The sequence below is a fragment of the Hydrococcus rivularis NIES-593 genome (assembly GCF_001904635.1).
Lineage (GTDB): Bacteria > Cyanobacteriota > Cyanobacteriia > Cyanobacteriales > Microcystaceae > Hydrococcus > Hydrococcus rivularis.
On the sequence record NZ_MRCB01000015.1, the window covers coordinates 83570 to 105914 of the forward strand.

Sequence of the window (22345 nt, forward strand, 5' to 3'; positions counted from 1 at the left end):
AAGCTCAGCCTTTATATCCTATTCTGGAAAGGAAACAAGCAGATCGATAGGATTAGGGAGCGATAAAAATGCGAATTTTAATTATGGGAGGAACCCGCTTTATCGGGGTTTATTTAACAAAAATTTTGGTAGAACGAGGTCACGAAGTCGTTCTGTTCAACCGGGGCAATAATCCCGCACCCGTTGCAGGAGTAAAGCAAATTCAAGGCGATCGCACCGATGCTGCCCAATTAACCGAAAAATTTGCCTCAGAGTCCTTTGATGCTATTTTCGATAATAATGGTCGGGAACTGAGCGACACTCAGCCCTTGGCAGAAATCTTTAAAGATAAAATTAAACACTTTGTCTACGTCAGTTCGGCAGGCGTTTATCTCAAATCCGACCAAATGCCTCACCTCGAAGGCGATCTCGTCGATCCCAAAAGCCGTCATAAAGGCAAATTCCAAACAGAAGAATACTTAGCACAAGCCGGCTTGCCTTGGACTTCCATTCGCCCGACCTACATTTATGGTCCCCAGAATTATAACGACCTAGAAGCTTGGTTTTTCGATCGCATCGTGCGCGATCGTCCCATTCCCATTCCCGGCAATGGCTTGCACATCACCCAATTCGGTCATGTCAAAGATCTCGCTAGCGCTATGGCAGCCGTTTTGGGCAACGAACGAGCGATTGGAGAGATCTATAATATTTCCGGCGATCGCTACGTCACTTTTGATGGCTTAGCCCGCACCTGTGCCGCAGCAGCCGGAAAATCTCCCGACGACCTGAAATTAGTGCATTACGACCCCAAAAAGTTCGACTTTGGCAAGCGCAAAGGATTTCCCGTTCGAGTGCAGCATTTCTTTGCCGATATCCATAAAGCGATGGAACATCTCAACTGGAAACCAGAATACGATCTCTTATCTGGATTAAAAGATTCTTTCCAAAACGATTATCTCGCTTCGGGTCGCCACCAAGCAGAAATTGATTTCTCAATCGATGAAGAAATTCTCGCGGCTGTTTGAGGCGAAATATATAGCAGTCCTAAATCATTCGCGAACGTAGTGCGGAAAGCGAAGCGTGTTCGTAGGACTTATACCAATTTTCAGGTTTTCACGATCGACATTCTTCTCCCCTCTCCCCAATTGGGAGAGGGGTTGGGGGTGAGGGCGATCGACCATCTCTGTCATTAATGAATGAAAAATGGTATTACGTCCCGCTCGCGCTTCTCATGATGCCCGCACTACAATTTTTATGAATCAACTAGGATTGCTATAGACCGCTGTCTCAATCGGGCATGGCAGCGTCATGCCCGCAATAGGTATGTTGCAGAGATTTTAGAGATTCTCGATGCCTGCGCTACAAAATATAAATTTTCTCAAGACCTTCAATATTTCCCGATGTTTTTTTCTTAGTTTTAAGGAAGAGAACAGAAATTAATTATGCGATCGGAGAAAAATAATGTCTAATCCAAGAACAAGCATCACCAAAGCACCCAGTCGCGCTCCCCAACAAAAACAAGCTTTAGAAATAGATAAAATTAGAGAGATTATCGAAACTAAAGTTTTAGCTGCGGAAGCTAAAATTGCCTCTCAAGCCACAGAAGACCCTAAAATCATTCTGAAAGCCGTTCGGAATGCTATGTCGGAAGTTATTGCGCTATTGCCCGACCAACAGACAGAAATTAATCAGACCATTGCTGCTGCCATTGAAGGCTTGATTCACGGAATTATCATTCCCAAACGCTCGGCGATTAACAGAATCCAAAAACAAATTCAAGAGCTACAAGCGAAGGAGAAAGAAGAAGAACAAAAGCTCCAAGCACAAATCGATGGCATTCTTAAAGTAGTCGAAGATCTAGGTAACGCTGAATCAGATAATATTCATGACGCGATCGCATCGGCACTCAAAGCGATCGAAGACAAAAAAGAAATGGAGTTCTTCTTGGGTGCTTCTTGCTAAAGTCAAATCCGAACCTAGTCAGATGGGAGCCAAAAACTCAACATGACTTTCTCTAAGAGCTATAAAGCTCCCCAATCTACCTAGTAATCCCTTACAATCGGAAAGGAGTATTTTTAGGGTTAACTATGATCAAATTGCGCTTAAAGCGATACGGAAAGAAAAGAGAAGTTAGCTACAGAATCGTAGCCACACAAAGCACCAGTCGCCGACAAGGTCGTCCCCTCGAAGAACTGGGATTTTACAATCCGAGAACCGATGAAACTCGGTTGAACGTTCCCGCGATTGTCAAGCGACTCAAAGAAGGTGCTCAACCAACAGAGACAGTACGCAACATTCTAACAAAAGCCAAAGTTTTTGAACAAGTCAATGCTTAAGGCAACAAACTTGTCTAAAGATACTCAAACTTCTATTCCAGACTATTGTGGGTTGGTAAAGTTTCTCGTCAGTCCGTTTTTGGAGTCGCCAGAGTTACTCAGTATCGACTGCGAGCAATCTAACCAAAACAAACGAGTTTGGGTTCGATTGGCTTTTGAGGGAACGGATAAGGGACGAGTTTTCGGTCGTGGTGGCCGCAACCTACAAGCTATTCGCACGGTTCTAGAAACGGCGGCGGCGGCAGCAGGTCAATCTCTTTATTTAGATATTTATGAAAGTCAAAGCGAAAAGCCAAAGCGACGGGAAGGTCGAGACAATAATGGCTCTCTTAAATCTCTTAAAAGAGAAAGAGAGGGAAGAACTCGCGCTCGTCGCCCCCATTCCCCTAGAACTTCAGGCAAATCGCGCTTCTGATTGGCTTTAGAATCGGGAAGCAGATAATAGGTTTTGAGAAATCTCGAAACCTATAACAATCCAACAAAATGTAGCGGACCGTGACCGCTTATTAATTCAATAATCAAGGCAATAAAGCCAACCATGGCTAAGCGACCGTTCCAAACTTCGGCGGCGGTCGTCATTCCCCATTCCCATCTTTCCTGGGGATACATCTTCATATTCTTCTTCGGGCGGGGCACTTCAGCAAAGGTCTGAGGTGCTTTTTTTAGCGACTCAACCGTCAACTCAGCCAAAGCATCAATGAAAACTGGATGGGTGTTAAGGGCAGGAACTCGTTGGAAGTTTTTAATTCCTGCTTCTTCTGCCACTTCTCGATACTCGATATCGATTTCCTGTAAGGTCTCGATGTGTTCGGACACGAAACTAATGGGGATAACTAATAAATCTTCGATTCCCTTCTTCCCTAATTCTTTTAGAGCATCTTCGGTATATGGCTTGAGCCATTCTACCGGACCTACCCGACTTTGATAAGCTAGCGTATAGTCGTTGGAACGGTTAAGGGTTTTCATTATCAGGCGCGTACATTCCTCGATCTCCTGTTGGTAGGGATCGCCTGCTTCGTCAACGTAACTTTGTGGAACGCCGTGTGCGCTAAAGAAAATATGAACGCGATCGGGGTCGGAAAATTTTTCTAATTCTTGGACGATGAGATCGACCATTGCCTTGATGTATCCGGGACTGTCGTACCAGCAAGGAACGATCGTGTAATCAATCTGTCTGAGGGCAGGGTCTTTCTTCCACATCTCTTCGAGGACTCGGAAACTAGAGCCGCTAGTACTGATGGAAAATTGCGGATAGAGAGGGAGTATGACTAGCCGCTTGATGCGATCGCGTTTGATAGCTGCGATCGCTTCCTCCGTGAAAGGATGCCAGTAGCGCATCCCTATATAAACCCTTGCCTCCTGACCGATTTCCGCTAGCCGTTCTTCTAGCGCCTGCGCTTGAGCTTCCGTAATTCGGCGCAACGGGGAACCGCCGCCGATTTGCATGTAGTTTTCTTGCGATTTTTGGAATCTTAAGGTTGAAATCAACCAAGCAAGTGGCTTTTGCAGCCAAGAAAAAGGAAGGCGAATGATTTCCGGATCGGCAAACAAGTTAAATAGAAAAGGACGAACGTCTTCTAACTGCTCCGGACCACCTAGATTTAGTAGTAAAACCCCGACACGACCCATGATTATTACAGATCACTTACTTTTCATATTCTTTACCAAGTTTAACAATATATTGGTTTTTCAGTTAAAACAGGTAACGAATTATACGCTATCTTAAAGTCGATCGGTGGGATTTTCGGCTTTCTGTTAATTTTTGTAATTATTAACTTTTAACTTAGGTTGAGGGGAACAAGGGACAAGGGGTGTGGAGAGATAGGGGAGGAGATGGGGAAACAATTAACGACTAACGACTAACCACTAACTAATGACCAATCCCTAATCCTTTTATCCAACAACCGATCTAAATAACAATAACAGCAACCAAGCATAAGCTCCCAGCTTTTTTCCTCTCTTATCTCAATCATCCCTGGAGTTGTACTGAAATTTAGTTTCAGATACCTGGCTCCCTTTCTTTTTAGCTGAGGAAATACGAGTGCTTAAGTTGATTGCTGCTATTGTTGGTTAACGAGACAGATGCGAACTTAAACAGGTTTTTCTCCTATTAATTGAACTATCGAACCTTGCAAGTTTATCTGCCAGGGAAGCTTGTTTAGCTTCAATTTTTAATTTAGCATTCCATTCTTGTCGCTTCTAGAGATTGCAACTAAAGTTTACATTATGGGGATCGCTACAAAACAAAGAATAGGTAATTATTCGTGCGATCGTGGCTGGAGCGATCGAGCTAGCCAGCGTAAAAATCGAGAAATACAGTTAATAGAAAAGTCAATAGACCTGCCAAAATTAGTAAATAAAGCACAAATTTAGCTCGAAATGTTGATAGCATCAAAGGAATTGCTTTAAGATCGATAATCGAACTAAATAGCAAAAATGCCAGCAGCGCTCCTCTTAAAAAAGTAGCATTTAAAAAGCTAATAAAGAATACATCGGCTGTCGAACCAACTGAAAGAACGGTTCCAAGCAGCAGCATGACCAAAATTTGTGTAGCGGGAGTTTTTGCCCAATTCAGAAGCGCCTCTTGAGGAAAAAAAACTTGACAAATCGAGGCGATCGCACAGCCTAAAACCAGAAAAATGCTTAACTCTATCAATTCTCGCACGGTATTTTCTACAAAAAGGTTGGCAGCTAATTTTCGAGATTTTTTAGTTGTTGTCGCTGCGCGATCGCCCTCATCTAAATTTTCTATTTCCTGTAAAGGCTGGCTTGGTACGGGCGATAGCAAGAAAGTACCCGATCGCAGCAAGGGAGAGCGACTTTCGATCCCGTTGGCTTCTCCACCTGAAGGAAGCTTGTCGTTATAGGTACTAAAGATACAAGCAATGACGACTGCCATAACCCAGGCAAACAAAACCCGAAAGAAAATCATTCCCGGTTGCTCCGGAAAGGCTTTCCAAGTAATCCAGAGAACGATCGGATTAATCGTAGGTGCGGCAATCAGAAAACTCATCGCTACCGATTTAGGAATTCCCTGCAACAGCAGCCGTCGCGTTACGGGGATATTGCCGTACTGACCTACCGGGACTATCAATCCTAACCAACTACCGACGATCGCGCCTATAATCGGACGACGAGGAAACTTGGTAGCTAATCGATGCTCATCGGCAAATACTAGCAACCAACTAGACACAAAAATTCCCAACAACAGGAAGGGAAGCGCTTCTAAGAATAGGCTCAAAAACAAGGTAAAAGCGTAACTGAGCTGGATCATGTTACTAAAGCGGGCAAGTCGCTATATCGAGCATCGGGTTTGAAAAACAAGCTTATACCATTTCTAAAAAAGAATGCTACAGATGCTCAAGGAAAAAGCCTTACACAGAGGACAGTTGACTAATTGCGAACTGATAATTGCGAATTGAGAATTGGTAATACTTGGTTGTTATCTCAATTTCAAGTAGAGCTAGCATAGATCTACAACCCATCACCAAGTAAAAGTATGGCTCGCATCAATCCTTACAGCCTACGAATGCAAATCGGTCGCATGTTCGAGCAAGGACAATCGTTTTTCTGTACGATTAAAGTCCACGATTGGCTCAAAGAACGCAATCAAGATCCCAACGCCTACGACATTATTTTCCATCCACAACCCGCGCCACCAGGAGCGAATATGAGGACGATGGTTGAAATCGAACTGCGCCGCAAAGACGGACAACCCGTCGATCCTTGGTTGCAAGAAGAAATTAATCGCTACGCCTAAAATGTCATACCATTTTGGATGAAAGGATTTTGGTCGCCGTTGTGCTGGAAATCAATTCCAGCGGCGTGCGGCGACTGCTCAGACGCAGATTTTGGATTGGGAAACCCTTTCTACGATTGAATTGTGTAAATTCATCTGTCGCCTTCTTATTTCAAATTGGTATCATTTCCCTAATTTACGATTGTTGCAGCATCCGAGCAAATCTGGATCGAGCAGCGTTATCAAATCGATTTTAGTTTAGTTAACTGCTTCCATCCAAGCAAGACACTGTTGCATTTGTTGATGCATCGTTTCGGCATCGGCATGATAGCGGCGACCGTGACCGGGTAAAACCCACTCAAAGGTGTAGTTGGCTAATTGATGCATGGACTTGACCTGTTCTGACCAAGAGTACCAGCAATAGCGAGGAAACGCATAAAGATGCTTCAAATAGGGAGACCAAGCCAGATGATCGCCTGTAAACAAGAATTTTTGGCGATAGAGTAGAACCGTGTGACCTTTGGAATGTCCGGGAACGGGAATAATTAATACGTCTGGAGCTAATTCTATTGGTTTGGTTCCCGTCAGTTGAATTTCTATATCTTTGGTACTCGATGTAATGTCATCTGCGTGGAGAATGCGATCGCAGTTAAAATGCTCTCTAAATTTTCGATGATCGGCTACGTCATCTCGATGGGTTAGATACATGTAGCGCACTCCTCCCATTTCCTCTAGTCGTTTAACTAAAGGGGGCGCATAGCGAGGCGAATCGACCAAAATATTACCATCTGAACGCTGAATTAAGTAACTAGCCGCACCGTAGGAATGCTCAGAATGATAGCCGCAGTGATAAACATTCTCTTCGATAAGAATGGGAATGCTTTGCTGAGCAGCTTTGATATCTTTAGGTTTTTCTACCGTGCCAATAGAAGCTGTCGGACAGGACAACAGCGCTTGCATGGCATGCAATCGTTCTATTTCATTGGCGGGTTGATGATAGACAGCTGACTGTTCTCCCGAACGATTAAATATTTCTGGTGCTATCGAGCGACAAGTATCGCAGTCGATGCAGGTGGAATCGACATAAAAGTTACCATCGACGTTTTCAGAACGTCGCTGTTTGAGCTGAGCCATTATTTTCTCTAACCCTTTAAAAGTCTTGCGTCTATTCTAGCCCATAAATGTAGTCGTTATGAATACGGTTTATTTCATGAAGCAACAAAATTAAAGCGATCGCACTTCACAATCGAGAGCGATCGCCCCAGCCTAAACTCAACCTATGTCAACTTCAGTTATTGATTTTAATTCTTGCCATTTCGTTGTAGAGAAACAACGCGCTCTTCCATAGGAATATAAGATAGAGCGTGATCGCCAGTATAAATCTGCGTAGGACGGTAGATCCGGTTAACTTCTAATTGCTCTTTCCAATGGGCTAGCCAACCGGCAACTCGCGAGATGCCAAAGATAGGCGTAAACAGGTCGTTAGGAATTCCCAACTTGCGATAAACCAAACCGGAGTAGTAATCTACATTGGGATAAATTCCTCGTTCTCCAAACCCTTTCTCTTCTACAAGGACCTTTTCTAACTTGATAGCAACGTCGTAATACTCGTCGCGACCCTTCTTTTCAAAAAGCTCTTCTGCCCAATTTTGCAACATAATTGCGCGGGGATCTTTAACTTTCCAAACGCGATGTCCAAAACCCATAAATTTATGTTTGGGATTTTGCTTTAGGCACTTTTCTACATAAGGGCGGACATTATCTACCGAGCCGATTTCTTCAAGCATTTCGAGAACTTCTTCATTGGCTCCCCCATGCAGCGGTCCGGCTAGCGTTCCCACAGCAGAAGCAATCACGGCATAGGGGTCGGTTAAAGTCGAAGCCGTCACCCTTGCCGAGAAGGTAGAAGCATTCATGGTATGCTCGGCGTGGAGAATCAGACAACGGTCGAAAATCTCGGCTTCTTGAGGATCGGGAATCCGCTCGGTGAGCATGTATAAAAAGTTAGCAGAATAGTCCAGATTGTCGTTGGGTTGAATGGGATCGTTCCCCCGACGCATCATATGAAACGCTGCCACCATGGTTGGAATTTTAGCCAGCAGGCGCACGACTGCCGCTCGGATATAAGCTTGGTCATCTAAGGCTCGACGGGAGTAAAATAGTCCTAGCGCTGCCGCAGAGGTTTGCAGCGCATCCATCGGGTGTCCCGTTTCCGGGAAGCATTTCATCATGTCGCGAATGCGATACTTGATGCGTCGATGGTAGCGGATTTCTGTTTCAAACGCGGCGAGTTCCTCTTTAGTCGGTAGTTTACCCCAAATCAAGAGATAGGCTACTTCGAGAAAAGTACTTTTGACGGCGAGTTCCTCGATTGGAATCCCGCGATATTCAAGAATTCCCTTCTTTCCGTCTATATAACTGACGCTAGATTGAGCGGCTGGAATTCCTTCCAAGCCGGGTTTATATTCGCAAGCTGTTGTCATGGTTCTAATCGTGACGTGTTTCTACTACCTGAAGCTAACTTACCTCAAGATGCTCTAGTGTCTTCGGTTTTACCGAAATGCTTTAATGATTGTTTATTATCTAGAGCATTATTTGGAGCCTAGAGCAGCCATTTGGGCGAGGTCAGTAAAAATAATTCGCTGTTGCCTAGAGGGTTTTCTCCATCGGGCAGGAGCAAGCCGATAACACCTGCTTTTTTCACCACTAACTTTTCTTTCGGACTTCCCCACACTAAAATTTCTGCCCAATTTCCCAAGTCCGGTTGATGACCTACTAGAGCAAGACAGCTATTTCCTTTATTGTATCGAGATTCCAACCACCAGTTCGCCCAAACCCGTACATCGCCATCGGGAGCTAGGGCAGCAAATTCTTCTAGGCGATCGCACAAACCTGCTTTTTGCAAAATCTCAGCCGTTTGATACGCCCGCACTAGCGGACTGGTCAAAATTAAATCGAATCGCACCCCAATATCATACAAGCGTTGGGCGACTTGCTGCGTCCTTAGACGACCTTTATCCGTCAGGGGTCGTTCTTCATCGTTAGGATACTTAAGGGGATCGCGATCGCCAGCAATCCCGTGGCGGATGAGGTAGAGTTCCACGATCGGTTACCAGTGAGCAGGTACAAAGGACAGATGACTAATGACTAATAACAATTAAGTATGAATCACTTTATCGTCGGGGTTGACCAAGCGTAAGAATTTTTGCTTGATTTGATTGTCAAAGACTTCCCATTTAAGCTTAGTGTATTCGGCATTGTCGTTGCTGCCGCTCAAGAAGCCGATGGGAATTTCAAATCCTCCCGCCATATTGCGTCCGCCGCCATAATAGCGCCCCTGGCTGTCTTTACCGAGGGCTTGTTTGAGGAATTCGTCCGGATCGAGCGTCAGTTTGGTAGTTCTCAGGGAACCGATAATAACTTCTATGTCGTTGTCTTCATCGTGAACGATCCCATAGACGACGGCAGTGTGGACGTTTTCTTCGGTGGCGAGGAAATCAGCCGCCTGGGGAATAGCATCGCGATCGTCATAGCGCAAATAGCCCACCCCAGCGATAGAAAAGTTATTTTTGAGCTTGCGATTTTTTAGCGCTCGCTCGATCGCATCCATTACGTGTCGCGATCGCGCTGATTGTAGAACGGCACTGAGCAACTGGCAGTCGTAAAATCGGCTTAGATAGGCTGCTGCTAGTAAATCTTCTTCCTGCGCTTGTAGTAAACCATTGGTATCGGAGCGCACGCCGTGCATCAAAGCAGTGGCGCATTTAACGTGGGCTTTGTTGTTACTGTTAAAGGTTAACAGTCCCGCCTGGATGTATTGGGTCAAAATCGTAGCCGTAGCTCGGATTTGCGGGCGCACGTCGATAAATTCTGCCTCTATTTCTCCTTGCTGGGTGTGGTGATCGATGACGACAACAAAGGGGATTTTTGCCTGTTTTACCAAGGGGATAAGTTGGCTAGTCGTTCCTTGACTGTCTACCAAAACGCATCCTTGATAAACGGATAAGTCCCGATCTTTGAGAGTCTGTACGCCCCACCGTTTTGCCGGTAACTCCGTTAATTTTACCAAGGCAATATTCTCTTGATGGGAAAGGGTTCCTGCATAAACAATGTCGCATTGGATGTCGTACTGCTGGGCGATCAGTTGATACGCCCAAGCGCTAGAGAGGGCATCTGGATCGGGAAAATCTTGGATGACGACGATCTGATATTCGCCTCGATGCCTTTCTAGCGTCTGCTTCAGTTTTTCTGCGATCGGTCTGATAGATGCAGCATGGCTTTCTCGCTCGAAGGTCAAAGCAGCCGTTTCTTTGTGCCGATCGACAACTGCTGCATCTGCTTTGACTTCTGAATCGGTGGAATTGTTGCGATCGAGAGGAGTAAGTAAATTTGAAGTCATTTGAAAAGAATTTTAAAAAAGACTCAGCCGTTTTCCTGTAATAATTGAAGAATTATATAACCTGCTTCTAGTCTAAAACTAACTCACCTGTCGAGTGATGGATTTCATCGATTTATTTTCCTTGAGCGATAAGATTAAAGACAGCTCAAACTATTTACGATATAGTTTATACAAAAATTTCTGTAGAAAGGGAGTCGGGTTAACCGACACGACAGCCGGACGCGATCGGCAGCGCAGCACTCACACAAATTCAATATCGTTCGACTTCTGAGGCGATTGTTTTTATCATAGCCTAAACTCAATAGTTTGTTATTGTATTGGAGATTGGTAATATCAATTCGCCAGGATTGGTAATTTACCTTAATGTTGGCAGGAGGCGCCCGCCATAATCTTTGATTAAAATATAGTCAGGACATGAACTTGTCATGTAAAATTCACAATATTGTCACAGAAAGTTCATATCCCTCATCTACAGTAAGAAATGTCAGCTCAAGCGCTCTAGCCGTTTTCCTCAAACGACACTCCTCACACTGCTGAGCTGACATTTCTTCTCCTAGTGACCCGAAGCTATAGGGTATGCGAGACGATTCAAATACTATGAAACGAGCTTCTTTTGATTCGGAACTTCCCCATCAATCTTCTTTTTCTGGCTCTCGCTTCTCTCCCGCGAAGAGAATGGCAACCTACCTATCGCTGCTGCTGTTAGGAGCAGGAATGGGAGTAGGAGGAGTATATATTGCCGTCGGTTCGCCAATGTTGACGCGTACGCTGGGGACTTCAGCTTTAGCTCAGAATAATGAGAACTCTCAAGAAGATTCTACTCCCGCGATCGCCGCTCCCACTAACTTTGTGAGCGAGGTAGTCAATCGAGTCGGTCCGGCGGTAGTTAGAATTGATGCCTCGCGCACGGTACGAACACAAGTGCCAGAGATGTTCGACGACCCGTTTTTCCGTCGCTTCTTTGGGGATGCAATTCCTTCTTCTCCAGAGCGGCAGATTCAGAGAGGCATAGGTTCCGGCTTTATTGTTAGCGCCAACGGTCAGATTTTGACGAATGCCCACGTAGTCGATGGCGCGGATCGAGTTACCGTAACCCTCAAAGACGGTCGCACTCTAACGGGTAAAGTGTTGGGGACAGACGATCTGACGGATGTAGCGGTTGTCAAAGTAGAAGCAGAGAATTTGCCGACCGTGAAGTTGGGCGACTCAAACGCACTCCAAGTCGGAGAGTGGGCGATCGCGATCGGAAATCCTTTAGGATTAGATAACACTGTCACCACGGGGATTATTAGCGGTACGGGTCGCAATAGTTCCCAAATCGGCGTCGGCGATAAGCGAGTCAATTTCATTCAAACCGACGCGGCGATCAATCCCGGTAACTCTGGCGGTCCTCTACTGAATGCCAAGGGAGAAGTAGTGGGCATCAATACCGCAATTATTCGTGGCGCTCAAGGTCTCGGTTTTGCCATTCCCATCGATAGAGCAACGCAGATTGCCGAACAATTGATCGCCAAAGGGAAGGTCGAGCATGCGTATCTGGGCATTCAAATGGCAGAGATTACCCCAGAACTCAAGCAAACGTTACAAGAAAACGAGGGGTTGACCATCAATGCCGACCAAGGAGTATTGATTGTCAGAGTCGTTCGCAATTCTCCAGCTGCTCGTGCGGGATTGAGGGCAGGCGATGTTATCCAAACAATTAATGGTCAATCTGTCAGCACGCCCAGTCAAGTTCAAGATACTGTCGAGAAAACAGCAGTAGGCAATGAGTTGTCCATAGCAGTAGAACGCGATGGGAGAACGGTAAATTTGAATGCTAGAGTGGGAGTATTCCCAACTCGACAAGCTCAAGGTTAGTAGCTGGAAAAAGGAAGCACAGACAAAATTCCGATCTCCTCTAGGGACAAGGTATTGTCTTGTCCCTACGTCTAACTTCCAACCCTTAATTTCTCTCTATGCGACAAGTTCTCAGCGGATTTGGCTTCCTTTCGGGAGCTTCTTATCCTTTTCGCGCCCTGGCAGTTTTTCGACGCACGCCTCGTCTGTGGGGTTATTTAATCGTTCCAATTTTGCTCAATTTTTTTCTGGGCATTATTTTATATGCAGGCTCTCTATATTTAGGCTGGCAGGTAGTCCAGGATCTCATCACTTATCTCTCCAATTGGATCGATTTATTAATTGCTAATCTTCCCGCTTGGTTAGGGATTTTAGAGTATCTTATTGTTGGGTTGGGTTTTTTACTGCACCTGCTGTTGATTATCGTGTTATTCATCGTCACGGGCTTTTTGTTGATTCAAGTGGGGGTAACTTTGGGAGCACCTTGGTATGGAAAACTATCAGAAGAGTTAGAGAAAATCCGCACGGGTAAGCTACAGGTGATAGAGGTCGGAATTTTTCGGGATATTGGGCGGGCAATCTTGTTTGAATTGAAAAAACTGGTACTCCTCGTCTGCATAGGAATCCCTTTATTTTTATTAAATTTTCTGCCGGGAGTTGGTACGGCAATCTCTACAGTTGGTGGCATAATCCTGACGGGAACGATTGTTTGTCTCGATTTTTTGGACGCTCCCCTAGAACGCCGACGCTTGAGCTTTCGAGACAAGTTGAGCGTTGTTTTTGGCAGTTTGCCCGCCAGTGCTGGTTTTAGTTTAGTTTGTTTGGGATTGATTAGTATTCCCTTAGTCAATCTAGTAACGATTCCTTTGTGCGTTGCTTCGGGAACATTGTTTTTTTGCGATCGCATTTTGCCCAAGCGTTTTCGGTCTGTTGATAATGCTAAGGGCTAATTAGCTAATTTATGTTAAGTCAAACGATCTCGATTCCCAATACTCCAAATGTCAGTTTGGTAGCCTTTTATGGCACTAAACCAACTGCCTTAAAATCATTCACTGAATCCTTACAAACACGCATTTCAGAAGCGCTGGATAATAGTTTTGAATGTTATCCCCTCGAACAAGTACACGCCACAATTATTGGATGTGAAGGATTGAAAACAGAAAAAGGCATCCTAAGCAAGTGGTTTTTAGAGCATCGGGGTGAAGAAAGATATATTAAGTTAGCTGATTTTATCAATTATGTTCGTCAGAGCGATCGCTTGCCCATTCATGTGAAGATCGGTGGCTACGATCCAAAGATCGACTATGGTTTTTTAAGTCAAAATAAGCATCCCTTTGAACGTTCTTTTCAATTTCTAGGAAATATTGCCGTATCGATCGGATGGTCGTTGAGAGAAAGAAAAATTTCTCGCGATCTCGATTGCTTTCGTCTAGAATGCCAAAATTTTAACTTACTCCATAAATATCATAAGCACCCCAATTCAGTAGATAATGATTGCTATATGCGGATTGGCGTTATCAAAGGCAAAGTTGATGATAAAAAAATCAAAAAGATCGAACGAGAAATTCAGAATAGTTTGAGGAATATGTCGCCCGTTCATTTATCTATAGGTTTCGATAATCTCAAATTTATAAGGTATCAAGATCTAGCGCCTTCACCTGACAAAACTCAAGCAATTTCTCTAAAAAATGCTACTGAAGATAAAGTCGAAAAACTTTATCCATCTAGATTGTAAAAAACGTAAACGATCGAGCAAAGATTATTGAGTTAATAATGCAATGGCACAGTTACTAAAGGAAGCAAAACAAAAAATATCCAACTCCAATGCCACCAATTATAAGTCAGATAAGAACTATCTTCGCTAAGAATAAGATCGATTCGTTCTTTTAAACGGCTATGAGAAGTTGGATCGCTTAGAGCAGCACAAAAACTAGCTGATATATCTATGAATGAAGATTGACTAACTTGTTGGGCAACTAACAGGAGCGATTCCGCTAGAAGCAAAGAATCTACTTGTTGAATTGCTTGCCGATCTGCTCTTAGTTCTCTTAATAATAAAAGTTCTTGCCAAAGAGATTCTGTATTCGGCAACCAAAACGTTAGCGATCGCAACCAACCTAACCAGAAAAACCAAAAAGTATCTCGATTATTATAATGAGCTTGTTCGTGAGCTAATACAGCTATGATATGTTCGCGATCGAGGATATTTAAAAGTCCCTTACTTATAACTAATTCAGGATTTAAAAAACCAATTTGGGCACTGTAAGGAAAATTTGTCTCTAAAATTCTGGCTATTTTTCCTTCTACTATTTGCTGGGGATAGGCACAAATTTTTTGTCGAGATTGCCACGCTTGATAGGATAACTTAATAACTAAAATGCCTGCAAAAGTAACAAACCCTATAGCTAGAATATAGCTCAACCAGCTTGCTCTCCAGCCTAGCATTGTGCCTTTATATCCCATGCACGATACTGCTACAGCCGTCATCAGCAATAGTAAGGGAGGAAAAAGAAATAGAAATAGCGATCGCTGCCAGGATTTTCCCAAGTTTCTTAACAGCTTGAACGACAGTAATCTAATACTAAAAGCCAATCCCAAGGCCAACAAAATCATCAATGCATGCATTATTTTTGTTCCTCTCTTTGGCGACGAATTTTTTCTAAACGGGACGCAATCGCTTCTAGTTGTTCGAGACTGGCTGTATCCAGGCTATCGGCAAAAGAAGCTACAATATCGGGATTACTAACGGCTAAAAATTGATGCAACTGTTCGTAAGATTTAATTGCCCGCGCTTCTTCGCGAGATACCAAAGGTTCCCAATAAAAAACGCGCCCTTTTTTATAACAAGACAACCATCCTTTGTTAGTTAAACGATTGAGAACGGTGGTGACTGAGGTATAAGCTAATTCTCGGTCTGGATCGGATAAAATTCGCTCGTGAACTTCTTTGACAGTCGCGCAACCCAGTTCCCAAACAATGTTTAAAATTTCTGTTTCTAAAGGGCCCAGAGACAGTTGTCTGGGGCGATAATCAGGTAACGGAGACATATTTCTTGTTTTCGTTTGCTGTTTAATGATGCCTGGTTAAAGGCGATAAATCAGATCGTCGATCGCGCGATCGATTTCGTTAATCGATCGTTAAGCCAATTTAATTTTAGAGGGTTAACGTTCCTGATAGAATGGCTTCGTCCCTTTTAACTACACTAACATGTCTGCTGAAACCCAAGCATCGTCACAAAATACGACTGGCGCTGATGCGGTAGATGCCGCTATCGCCAAAGGAATCGATCTCGATGGCACTCCCATCCCGACTGAAAAACTAGAACTCTACAACAAAGTCATGGCACTAGAAGCTAACAGACAGCGTAGCGGCGTTAGCAATACAATGCGATCGCGAATCGTTAGAATTGGTTCCAAGCATATTGCTAAAGATGAATTAAATCAAATGTTAACTGATGCTGGTTTTGCCCCTCTAAAAGAGAAAGAAATCGCCTTTTTTTATGGCAATAAATAACCTATAAGATTGAGAGGAATCGCCTGAAGGGACGTTCGGCATTTAGGATCTTAAAGATGTGCTACTCAAACTCTGCGATCGCAATACCATGTCCGAACGTCGGTTCTTCCAATTCCCCCACCTAAATTTTAAAATCTGGATTCTTGCAGCCGGTCGATCGATCTCTCAAATTGGCACGGGTTTTACACTATTTTATGCGCCAATTTTTTTCGTCAATCAAGTTGGTTTATCTGCCACGACTGTCGGAATTGCTTTAGGAAGTGGCTCGATTTCTGGGATAGTCGGACGTTTTTTAGGGGGATCGTTTTCGGATTCTCAGTGGTGGGGACGCAGAAAGACTTTATTGCTTTCTGCCGCTATTTCTGCGATCGCAGATGTCGTTTTGGCGCTTACCTATAATTTTCCCATGCTAGTCATTGGCAATTTATTGATGGGGTTGGGAATCGGTTTATATTGGCCCGCTACGGAAGCCGCTGTTGCCGATTTAACCACCATCGAACAGCGAAATGAAGCGTTTGCCATTACTCGCTTAGCCGATAGTATTGGTTTGGGATTGGGAGTCGTTTTGGGCGGTGCCTCTATAGCTTTTTCAGGTAATTATCGCACTTTGTTTATTATCGATGGCATTTCTTTTCTTGTTTTTTTTGCTATCGTTTATGTTGCCATTTCTGAAACTTACCAATTTCACGAACGCCAACGCGATCCGAGTCGAGGATGGTTAGTTGCATTAAGCGATCGCCGTTTAATAATTTACTCTATTGTTAACGTTATTTTTACTACTTATGTCTCTCAAATACAGAGCACGATGCCTCTCTATTTCAAAAATTTTGTTTCGGGAAGAGGATTTTCTCCCACGATAATTAGTCTTATTTTTAGTTGGCATATCGTCTTTAGTGCCCTCTGTCAGTTACCCGTCGCGAGATTTCTTAACCGCTTTAGCCGCATCGAGGCTTTGATCTTTTCTCTTCTGTTTTGGGGAGTCGGATTTATCTTAGTTTGGCTGACAGGAATTTCCACAACTCATGCTTTAGTCTGGGCAATTTTAGCGCTAGGAGTTTTGGCAGTGGCTACGGTAGCCTATACGCCTTCTGCTTCTGCCCTCGTTGTCGATTTATCGCCTCCGTCTTTGAGAGGAATTTATTTATCCATTAATTCTCAATGCTGGGCAATTGGTTATTTAATTGGTCCACCACTGGGAGGATGGGCACTCGATCGCTCTCCCAGTTTTGCCCATGGTTTTTGGTTGGCTTCTGCTGCTAGTATTGGTATCGGCATCTTGATTTTGAGATCCCTCAACCGAATTTTAAAAAGCGAGCGCTAATTTTCTCAATTTTTTTTCTATATAATTTGCGCCCAATTTTTTGTAGCGTTTTGCTTTACTTTTTTGATTTTCTGTCTTATATTTTAAATAATGGGCATTTATGTGTTTTTATTGTGAGGCAAATTTTTCTATTATAAAAAATATCCTTTAAAAAATTATCTCAAAAGCTGCTAACAATTACAAGAAAATTTTCACGAATAGGACTTACGCACTCACCCGTCATGCAATAGCAATAGTGAAGCATCTCAAACCCCTAAGAGATTCTTCCCCTTCGCTATCGCTGAGGGCTACGCAGCGCTTCGGCTCACATCGCTCTCCAATGACAAATTTGGGTTTGAGTGCGTAACTTCTGTTACTAATTAATAATTAAGATTTTATCGTCGCCGTTCTTGTAACTTGCGATAAACATCTCTAAGATCGACCTGATGATAAGCCAAAGCGACCAGGGCATGATAAAACAGATCGGCTACTTCAGAAGCGATCGCGTCTTTATCGTCGTCCTTACATGCCATCACGACTTCTGACGCTTCTTCGCCAATTTTTTTGAGAATTTTATTATCTCCGCCTGCCAATAGCTGACAGGTATAAGATTTTTCAGTTGGATTATCCCTGCGATCGCAAATAACTTTAAACACTTCAGATAAAGTATCGGCAGGCGGAGCATCCTTGATACCATCTACTCGATGAAAACAACTCCTTTCCCCTGTATGACAAGCGATATCGCCTATTTGTTCGATGGTGAGTAATAGAGCATCGCTATCGCAGTCATAGCGAATGGATCGCACCTTTTGAATGTGTCCAGAAGTTTCTCCTTTGTGCCACAATTCTTGTCGCGAACGACTCCAATACCATGCCTCGCCGGTTTCTAGGGTTTTTTGGAGAGAGTCTCGATTCATCCATGCCATCATTAAAACCGTCCCATCGAGATAATCTTGAGCGATCGCGGGAACTAATCCTTGCTCGTTGTAGCGAATTTCATCGATAGGGAGGGCTTGGGTTAGCGAGGTTGGCTGAGTCGAAGACATAGTGTTGGTAAGCTCTCAACAAAGCTGTAGTGCTTTCCAAATTGTACTTTATAAAGACTCTTATCTTTGATATAGAGAGTGTCAATGAATGGCATGATAGTTTATGATACCCATTCAGAAGCTTTGCTGTTGAGATTATTGGCTTGGCAAACCGATCGCGCTGACATTGCTGTAGAAGACAATCTCTCTGTCAAAATAGCGTTTTATCCGTGCAGTCGGTTGGGAGTTACCGATATAAATCAACGCGCTTTTAGCCTGGGAAAATGCCTTGGCAATTATCTCTCACATTTTGTCCGAACGATCCGATTCAAAAACTAAAAGGAAAGAGTTCTGCTCCCAACTCTGGATCTGACGGTGCGATCGCTGCTCGCGAGAGACTAAATTCGATGAGTGCAAGCGTTTGAGAAGATGCCTCTAAAGTCGAGACAGCAAAGTTTGGAAGGGTACTGAGTTAAGTACGTACCATGAATGAACTAAATTCTTTCGGGAGAACAATGGTAAAAAGATTCATTTGGGTTGTTATAGCAACCGTATTTTTTGTATTTCAATTCCACGTTAGCGGTGCATCGGCTTTGGAATTCGATGAAGCCACGCGCACTATCACCTTAAACGAAGCCGGTGAAACCGTCACCCTGAGTTCTAAAGAAGTGACCGAAGGTCAGCGTCTATTTAACTCAACTTGTACGAAATGCCACCTCCAAGGCAAGACCAAGACCAATAACAACGTGAGTTTGGGTTTAGATGATTTGGCTGGTGCAGAACCTCCTCGCGATAATCTTTTAGCTTTAGTCGATTACCTCAAACATCCCACCAGCTACGATGGAGAAACCGATTTGTCTGAGGAGCATCCCAACGTCAGCAGACCCGATCTTTATCCAGAACTAAAAAATTTCACTGAAGATGACATCTATAACATCGCTGGCTATATGTTAGTCGCGCCGAAGTTAGATCCGAGATGGGGAGGAACGATTTATTTCTAACTCTTGAAAGTTGACGATTTCGGCGTTACAACGTTGACTCAAAAATTCCCCCTGGTTTTTCGCTGGGGGGATTTTATTATAATTTTCTAAAAATCTATAAATGTTAATGACCAATGACCAAATTTTAGAGAGCAATCGCGCGAGAAGCCTTTGGTGGGAGACTTGGCGGCGATTTCGTCGAGATGGGATGGCTATCTTGGGAACGGTCGTTCTGTTGAGTATTATCATTGCGATCGCCATTGGACCGCTGATTTATACTGCTCCTATCGATCGCATCGATTTCGGGCAAGCGGCCGCGCCTCCGAGTTGGCAACATCCTTTTGGCACTAACGATCTCGGTCAGGATTTACTAGCTAGGATATTGTTTGGCGGGCGCGTTTCTCTAACCGTTGCCCTCGCAGCCATGTTAGTGACCACCTTCTTGGGAACGTTTATCGGCGCGATCGCAGGATTTTATGGGGGAATTGTCGATAGCGTACTGATGCGCCTGACAGATTTATTTTTATCGCTGCCTCAGTTACCTTTATTGCTGTTGGTGGTGTATTTATTCCGAGACGCGATTCGGGCGGTCGCCGGCCCCGAAGTCGGGATTTTTCTGCTGGTTGTTGTGGTCATTGGCGGACTCAATTGGATGCCCGTGGCGCGATTGGTGCGAGCCAATTTCCTGAAACTGCGGGAGATGGAATTCGTCATGGCAGCTACTGCCATAGGCGCGCGTCCGAGTCGATTAATCTGGATGCATCTCTTTCCCAACGTTCTTAACGTCATTATCGTTGCCGCTACCCTAGCGGTTGGCAATGCCATCATTACCGAATCGACTCTCAGCTTTCTGGGATTGGGATTTCCGCCCGATGTCCCTACTTGGGGCAGAATGTTGTACGACGCTCAAAATTATCTGACCTCGGCTCCTCACATGGCACTGTTTCCCGGTTTGGCAATCTTTTTGACCGTGCTGAGTATCAACTATATCGGCGACGGTTTGCGGGATGCCCTAGATCCAAAAACGCGATAATCTTTGATAACTTATTCGATATTTTTTAGGTTATTCTAGGGAATTCTGAGAATATATAAATTAAATAAACGCGACTTTGCCTATTTATGAGCGCTACCCCAGTAATCGTCCCTTTTGTCGATCTTTCCTGGCAACACGAACCGCTACAAACCGACATAGAACAAGCGATTAAAAGCGTCATCGAGCGAGGAGATTTTATCCTGGGTCATGCCTTGAGCGAGTTTGAAACGGCTTTTGCTCGTGCTTGCGGAGTCGAACATGGCATCGGGGTAGCATCGGGCACCGACGCGATCGCCCTTGGCTTGCAAGCTTGCGGCATCGGCGCAGGCGACGAAATTCTCGTTCCTGCCAATACATTTATTGCCACGATTCTGGGAGTTATCCAAGCGGGAGCAACCCCCATTTTAGTCGATTGCGACCCCGATACCGCCCTCATCGATTTAAATTTGGCTGCTAAGGCAATTACTGCCAAAACCAAAGCGATTATCCCCGTTCATTTATACGGGCAGATGGTTTCTCCAGGGCAGTTATTAGATTTTGCTAGCGCCTATAACCTACTGATTTTTGAAGATGCTGCCCAAGCGCATTTAGCGCAACGGGAAGGCTACACGGCTGGATCGGTAGGAATCGCAGCCGCCTTTAGCTTTTATCCGAGTAAAAATCTCGGCGCGTTTGGCAATGGCGGCATGTTAGTGACTCGCGACGAAGCGATCGCCAAAAAAGTCCGAACCCTGCGCAACTACGGCGCGCCCAGCAAATACTACCATGTCGAACTGGGCAAAAACAGCCGTCTCGATACGATCCAAGCCGCCATCCTTCAGGTTAAACTGCCCTATCTATCCAAGTGGAATCGCTTGCGCTATCAAGCTGCCCAAGAGTACGATCGCCGCTTGCAACCCCTACAGTCGTTCGGAATCTCTGCGATCGCCAATCAAAGCGGCGCGGGACACGTCTATCATCTCTACGTCATTCAAATTAGCGAAGCTTGCCCTTTAAACCGCAATGAAATTCAGAACCAACTGGCAGCTAGCGGCATTCAAACGGGCATTCACTACCCTCTTCCCTGCCATCTCCAACCTGCCTGCCGACATCTCGGCTATCAAATCGGCGATTTTCCCAGCAGCGAACGGCTGTGCGATCGCATTTTATCCTTGCCAATGTATCCGGGGTTGAGCCGCGAACCGATCGAATTTCTTAGCGACCAGTTGTCATCTCTCGCTAGAGTGGTTTCAATTTAAAAAGGTTGTTGTTAAATCTAAACGCGATCCAACTAGGAGCGTAACAATGCTCGCCAAACAAAAATTTCCGCTCGTCAGAGAACAAAACCTTTTTACCATCCTTATTATCGTTTTACTGGGCGTTCTCTACGCTCCGATCCTTCTCCACTGGTACGATGGCTGGTTAAACAAAAGTATCAGCACCGAACACGAATACTTTAGCCACGGGCTAATCGGTTTTCCCTATGCCGCCTATATTTGTTGGATGCAGCGTAAAAAGTGGCGGCGCTTAGAAAATCGCTCTCATCCCATCGGCGGATTTTTATTGCTATTAGCAGCAGTTTTTTACTCAACTGGCTCTGCCGAATTTGTCAATCTGTCCTTTCCCATGATTTTAACGGGAATCTGTCTCTGGCTCAAAGGACTGCCCGCTTTGAGGCTGCAAAAATTTCCTTTGCTTTTAATTTTACTAGCTACTCCCAATTCAGTTCCTTACCTAATTACGCCCTATACGTTACCCCTGCAAATGTTTATTGCGGGAGCCGCAGGTTTTCTTCTGATGCAATTAGGATTTAACGTTACGGTGGATGGAATTTATCTAGCCGTCGATGGAAAACTCGTAGAAGTCGCTCCCTATTGTGCTGGCTTAAAAATGTTGTTTACCAGCCTCTATGTTTCTTTACTTCTTTTACATTGGACGGGAAATTTAAGTAATAGAAAAAAAACAAATTTGTTATTAATAGGAGCCGTCGTCATTAGTATCGTTGCTAATATTATTCGCAATACGTTACTGAGCTTTTTTCACGGTAGAGGATACGACCAACTCTTTAAATGGCTCCACGATGGAATGGGCGGCGATCTGTATTCGACCGCTATGTTAGGTGCCATTGTCTTACTTCTAAATTTTTTAGGGAGGTTCGATCCAGTCATCGAGTCAGAAAAGTCGGAATCACTTTCTAAAACTCAAGAGTCATAATTTCTAAACATC

General features: G+C 44.3%; 25 protein-coding genes. 15 read left to right on the plus strand and 10 right to left on the minus strand.

Translation table 11 applies throughout. From position 1 onward, the window contains the following. Positions 1-68 precede the first annotated feature (68 nt). Positions 69-1004, plus strand: a complete 936-nt coding sequence (locus tag NIES593_RS13490; RefSeq protein ID WP_073600074.1) for an NAD-dependent epimerase/dehydratase family protein — start codon at positions 69-71, stop codon at positions 1002-1004. A gap of 24 nt (positions 1005-1028) precedes the next feature. Here NIES593_RS13490 and NIES593_RS24220 read toward each other — a convergent pair whose 3' ends face one another. Beyond that, positions 1029-1169, minus strand: a complete 141-nt coding sequence (locus tag NIES593_RS24220) for a hypothetical protein (protein ID WP_175561131.1) — start codon at positions 1167-1169, stop codon at positions 1029-1031. A 271-nt stretch (positions 1170-1440) separates the two neighbouring features. Between NIES593_RS24220 and NIES593_RS13495 the strand changes: the two genes are divergently transcribed. From NIES593_RS13495 to NIES593_RS13505, 3 genes are all read left to right on the plus strand, one after another. Then, positions 1441-1941 (plus strand): hypothetical protein, encoded by a 501-nt coding sequence (locus NIES593_RS13495; protein ID WP_073600075.1) that lies wholly within the window; start codon positions 1441-1443, stop codon positions 1939-1941. Positions 1942-2066: 125 nt separating this feature from the next. Further along, on the plus strand, positions 2067-2315 hold the full coding sequence (rpsP, locus tag NIES593_RS13500) for a 30S ribosomal protein S16 (RefSeq protein WP_073600076.1): 249 nt from the start codon (positions 2067-2069) through the stop codon (positions 2313-2315). Next, complete coding sequence (locus NIES593_RS13505) at positions 2308-2730, plus strand: KH domain-containing protein (protein ID WP_073600077.1); 423 nt, start codon at positions 2308-2310, stop codon at positions 2728-2730. Before rpsP ends, NIES593_RS13505 begins: the two co-directional genes overlap by 8 nt. A 50-nt stretch (positions 2731-2780) precedes the next feature. Here the strand turns inward: NIES593_RS13505 and hemH are convergent, their stop codons facing one another. Both hemH and NIES593_RS13515 read right to left on the minus strand, forming a co-directional pair. Beyond that, the gene (gene hemH / locus NIES593_RS13510; protein WP_073600078.1) at positions 2781-3944 is read right to left on the minus strand and encodes a ferrochelatase; all 1164 of its coding nucleotides are present in this window, start codon (positions 3942-3944) and stop codon (positions 2781-2783) included. Positions 3945-4605: 661 nt separating this feature from the next. Continuing rightward, on the minus strand, positions 4606-5589 hold the full coding sequence (locus NIES593_RS13515) for a permease (protein ID WP_073600079.1): 984 nt from the start codon (positions 5587-5589) through the stop codon (positions 4606-4608). Positions 5590-5814: 225 nt separating this feature from the next. On the opposite strand from NIES593_RS13515, the gene NIES593_RS13520 reads away from it, so the two are divergent. Beyond that, on the plus strand, positions 5815-6075 hold the full coding sequence (locus NIES593_RS13520; RefSeq protein WP_073600080.1) for a hypothetical protein: 261 nt from the start codon (positions 5815-5817) through the stop codon (positions 6073-6075). A 237-nt stretch (positions 6076-6312) separates the two neighbouring features. On the opposite strand, the gene NIES593_RS13530 is transcribed toward NIES593_RS13520, so the two are convergent. The 4 genes from NIES593_RS13530 to NIES593_RS13545 all read right to left on the minus strand — a co-directional run bounded on the left by NIES593_RS13530 (position 6313) and on the right by NIES593_RS13545 (position 10453). Beyond that, complete coding sequence (locus tag NIES593_RS13530; RefSeq protein WP_073600082.1) at positions 6313-7188, minus strand: MBL fold metallo-hydrolase; 876 nt, start codon at positions 7186-7188, stop codon at positions 6313-6315. 167 nt (positions 7189-7355) lie between these two features. Next, positions 7356-8537, minus strand: a complete 1182-nt coding sequence (locus NIES593_RS13535) for a citrate synthase (RefSeq protein WP_073600083.1) — start codon at positions 8535-8537, stop codon at positions 7356-7358. A gap of 119 nt (positions 8538-8656) precedes the next feature. Beyond that, positions 8657-9157 carry a phosphohistidine phosphatase SixA gene (sixA, locus tag NIES593_RS13540; protein WP_175561132.1) on the minus strand — a complete coding sequence of 167 codons (501 nt, stop codon included), beginning with the start codon at positions 9155-9157 and terminating at the stop codon, positions 8657-8659. A 54-nt stretch (positions 9158-9211) separates the two neighbouring features. Next, complete coding sequence (locus NIES593_RS13545) at positions 9212-10453, minus strand: DHH family phosphoesterase (protein ID WP_073600085.1); 1242 nt, start codon at positions 10451-10453, stop codon at positions 9212-9214. Between the two features lie 597 nt (positions 10454-11050). Here NIES593_RS13545 and NIES593_RS13550 point away from each other — a divergent pair. The 3 genes from NIES593_RS13550 to NIES593_RS13560 all read left to right on the plus strand — a co-directional run bounded on the left by NIES593_RS13550 (position 11051) and on the right by NIES593_RS13560 (position 14024). Beyond that, positions 11051-12310, plus strand: a complete 1260-nt coding sequence (locus tag NIES593_RS13550; RefSeq protein WP_073600086.1) for an HhoA/HhoB/HtrA family serine endopeptidase — start codon at positions 11051-11053, stop codon at positions 12308-12310. Positions 12311-12408: 98 nt separating this feature from the next. After that, complete coding sequence (locus NIES593_RS13555; RefSeq protein ID WP_073600087.1) at positions 12409-13239, plus strand: EI24 domain-containing protein; 831 nt, start codon at positions 12409-12411, stop codon at positions 13237-13239. 11 nt (positions 13240-13250) lie between these two features. Continuing rightward, positions 13251-14024: a hypothetical protein gene (locus NIES593_RS13560; RefSeq protein WP_073600088.1), complete on the plus strand. Its 774-nt coding sequence runs from the start codon at positions 13251-13253 to the stop codon at positions 14022-14024. Between the two features lie 32 nt (positions 14025-14056). On the opposite strand, the gene NIES593_RS13565 is transcribed toward NIES593_RS13560, so the two are convergent. Further along, a complete protein-coding gene (locus tag NIES593_RS13565; protein ID WP_073600089.1) occupies positions 14057-14914 on the minus strand; it encodes a M56 family metallopeptidase in 858 nt (285 codons plus the stop codon). Next, the gene (locus NIES593_RS13570; RefSeq protein ID WP_015144942.1) at positions 14914-15336 is read right to left on the minus strand and encodes a BlaI/MecI/CopY family transcriptional regulator; all 423 of its coding nucleotides are present in this window, start codon (positions 15334-15336) and stop codon (positions 14914-14916) included. Before NIES593_RS13570 ends, NIES593_RS13565 begins: the two co-directional genes overlap by 1 nt. A gap of 160 nt (positions 15337-15496) precedes the next feature. Here NIES593_RS13570 and NIES593_RS13575 point away from each other — a divergent pair, with 160 nt between their 5' ends. Further along, positions 15497-15802: a small RNA NsiR4-regulated ssr1528 family protein gene (locus NIES593_RS13575; protein WP_073600090.1), complete on the plus strand. Its 306-nt coding sequence runs from the start codon at positions 15497-15499 to the stop codon at positions 15800-15802. 88 nt (positions 15803-15890) lie between these two features. Next, positions 15891-17123, plus strand: a complete 1233-nt coding sequence (locus NIES593_RS13580) for an MFS transporter (protein ID WP_073600091.1) — start codon at positions 15891-15893, stop codon at positions 17121-17123. Between the two features lie 374 nt (positions 17124-17497). Here NIES593_RS13580 and hisIE read toward each other — a convergent pair whose 3' ends face one another. After that, positions 17498-18148: a bifunctional phosphoribosyl-AMP cyclohydrolase/phosphoribosyl-ATP diphosphatase HisIE gene (gene hisIE, locus NIES593_RS13585; protein WP_073600092.1), complete on the minus strand. Its 651-nt coding sequence runs from the start codon at positions 18146-18148 to the stop codon at positions 17498-17500. A gap of 84 nt (positions 18149-18232) precedes the next feature. Here hisIE and NIES593_RS13590 point away from each other — a divergent pair, with 84 nt between their 5' ends. The 5 genes from NIES593_RS13590 to crtB all read left to right on the plus strand — a co-directional run bounded on the left by NIES593_RS13590 (position 18233) and on the right by crtB (position 22333). Continuing rightward, entirely contained in the window at positions 18233-18466 is a 234-nt protein-coding gene (locus tag NIES593_RS13590; protein WP_073600093.1) for a hypothetical protein, read from the plus strand. A gap of 176 nt (positions 18467-18642) precedes the next feature. Further along, positions 18643-19128: a photosystem II cytochrome c-550 gene (psbV, locus tag NIES593_RS13595; protein WP_015144948.1), complete on the plus strand. Its 486-nt coding sequence runs from the start codon at positions 18643-18645 to the stop codon at positions 19126-19128. A 106-nt stretch (positions 19129-19234) separates the two neighbouring features. Further along, on the plus strand, positions 19235-20140 hold the full coding sequence (locus tag NIES593_RS13600; protein WP_073600094.1) for an ABC transporter permease: 906 nt from the start codon (positions 19235-19237) through the stop codon (positions 20138-20140). A gap of 86 nt (positions 20141-20226) precedes the next feature. After that, positions 20227-21378, plus strand: coding sequence for a DegT/DnrJ/EryC1/StrS family aminotransferase (locus NIES593_RS13605; protein ID WP_073600095.1), 1152 nt, complete (start codon positions 20227-20229; stop codon positions 21376-21378). A 46-nt stretch (positions 21379-21424) separates the two neighbouring features. Then, positions 21425-22333: a cyanoexosortase B gene (gene crtB / locus NIES593_RS13610; protein WP_073600096.1), complete on the plus strand. Its 909-nt coding sequence runs from the start codon at positions 21425-21427 to the stop codon at positions 22331-22333. Positions 22334-22345: the final 12 nt, after the last annotated feature.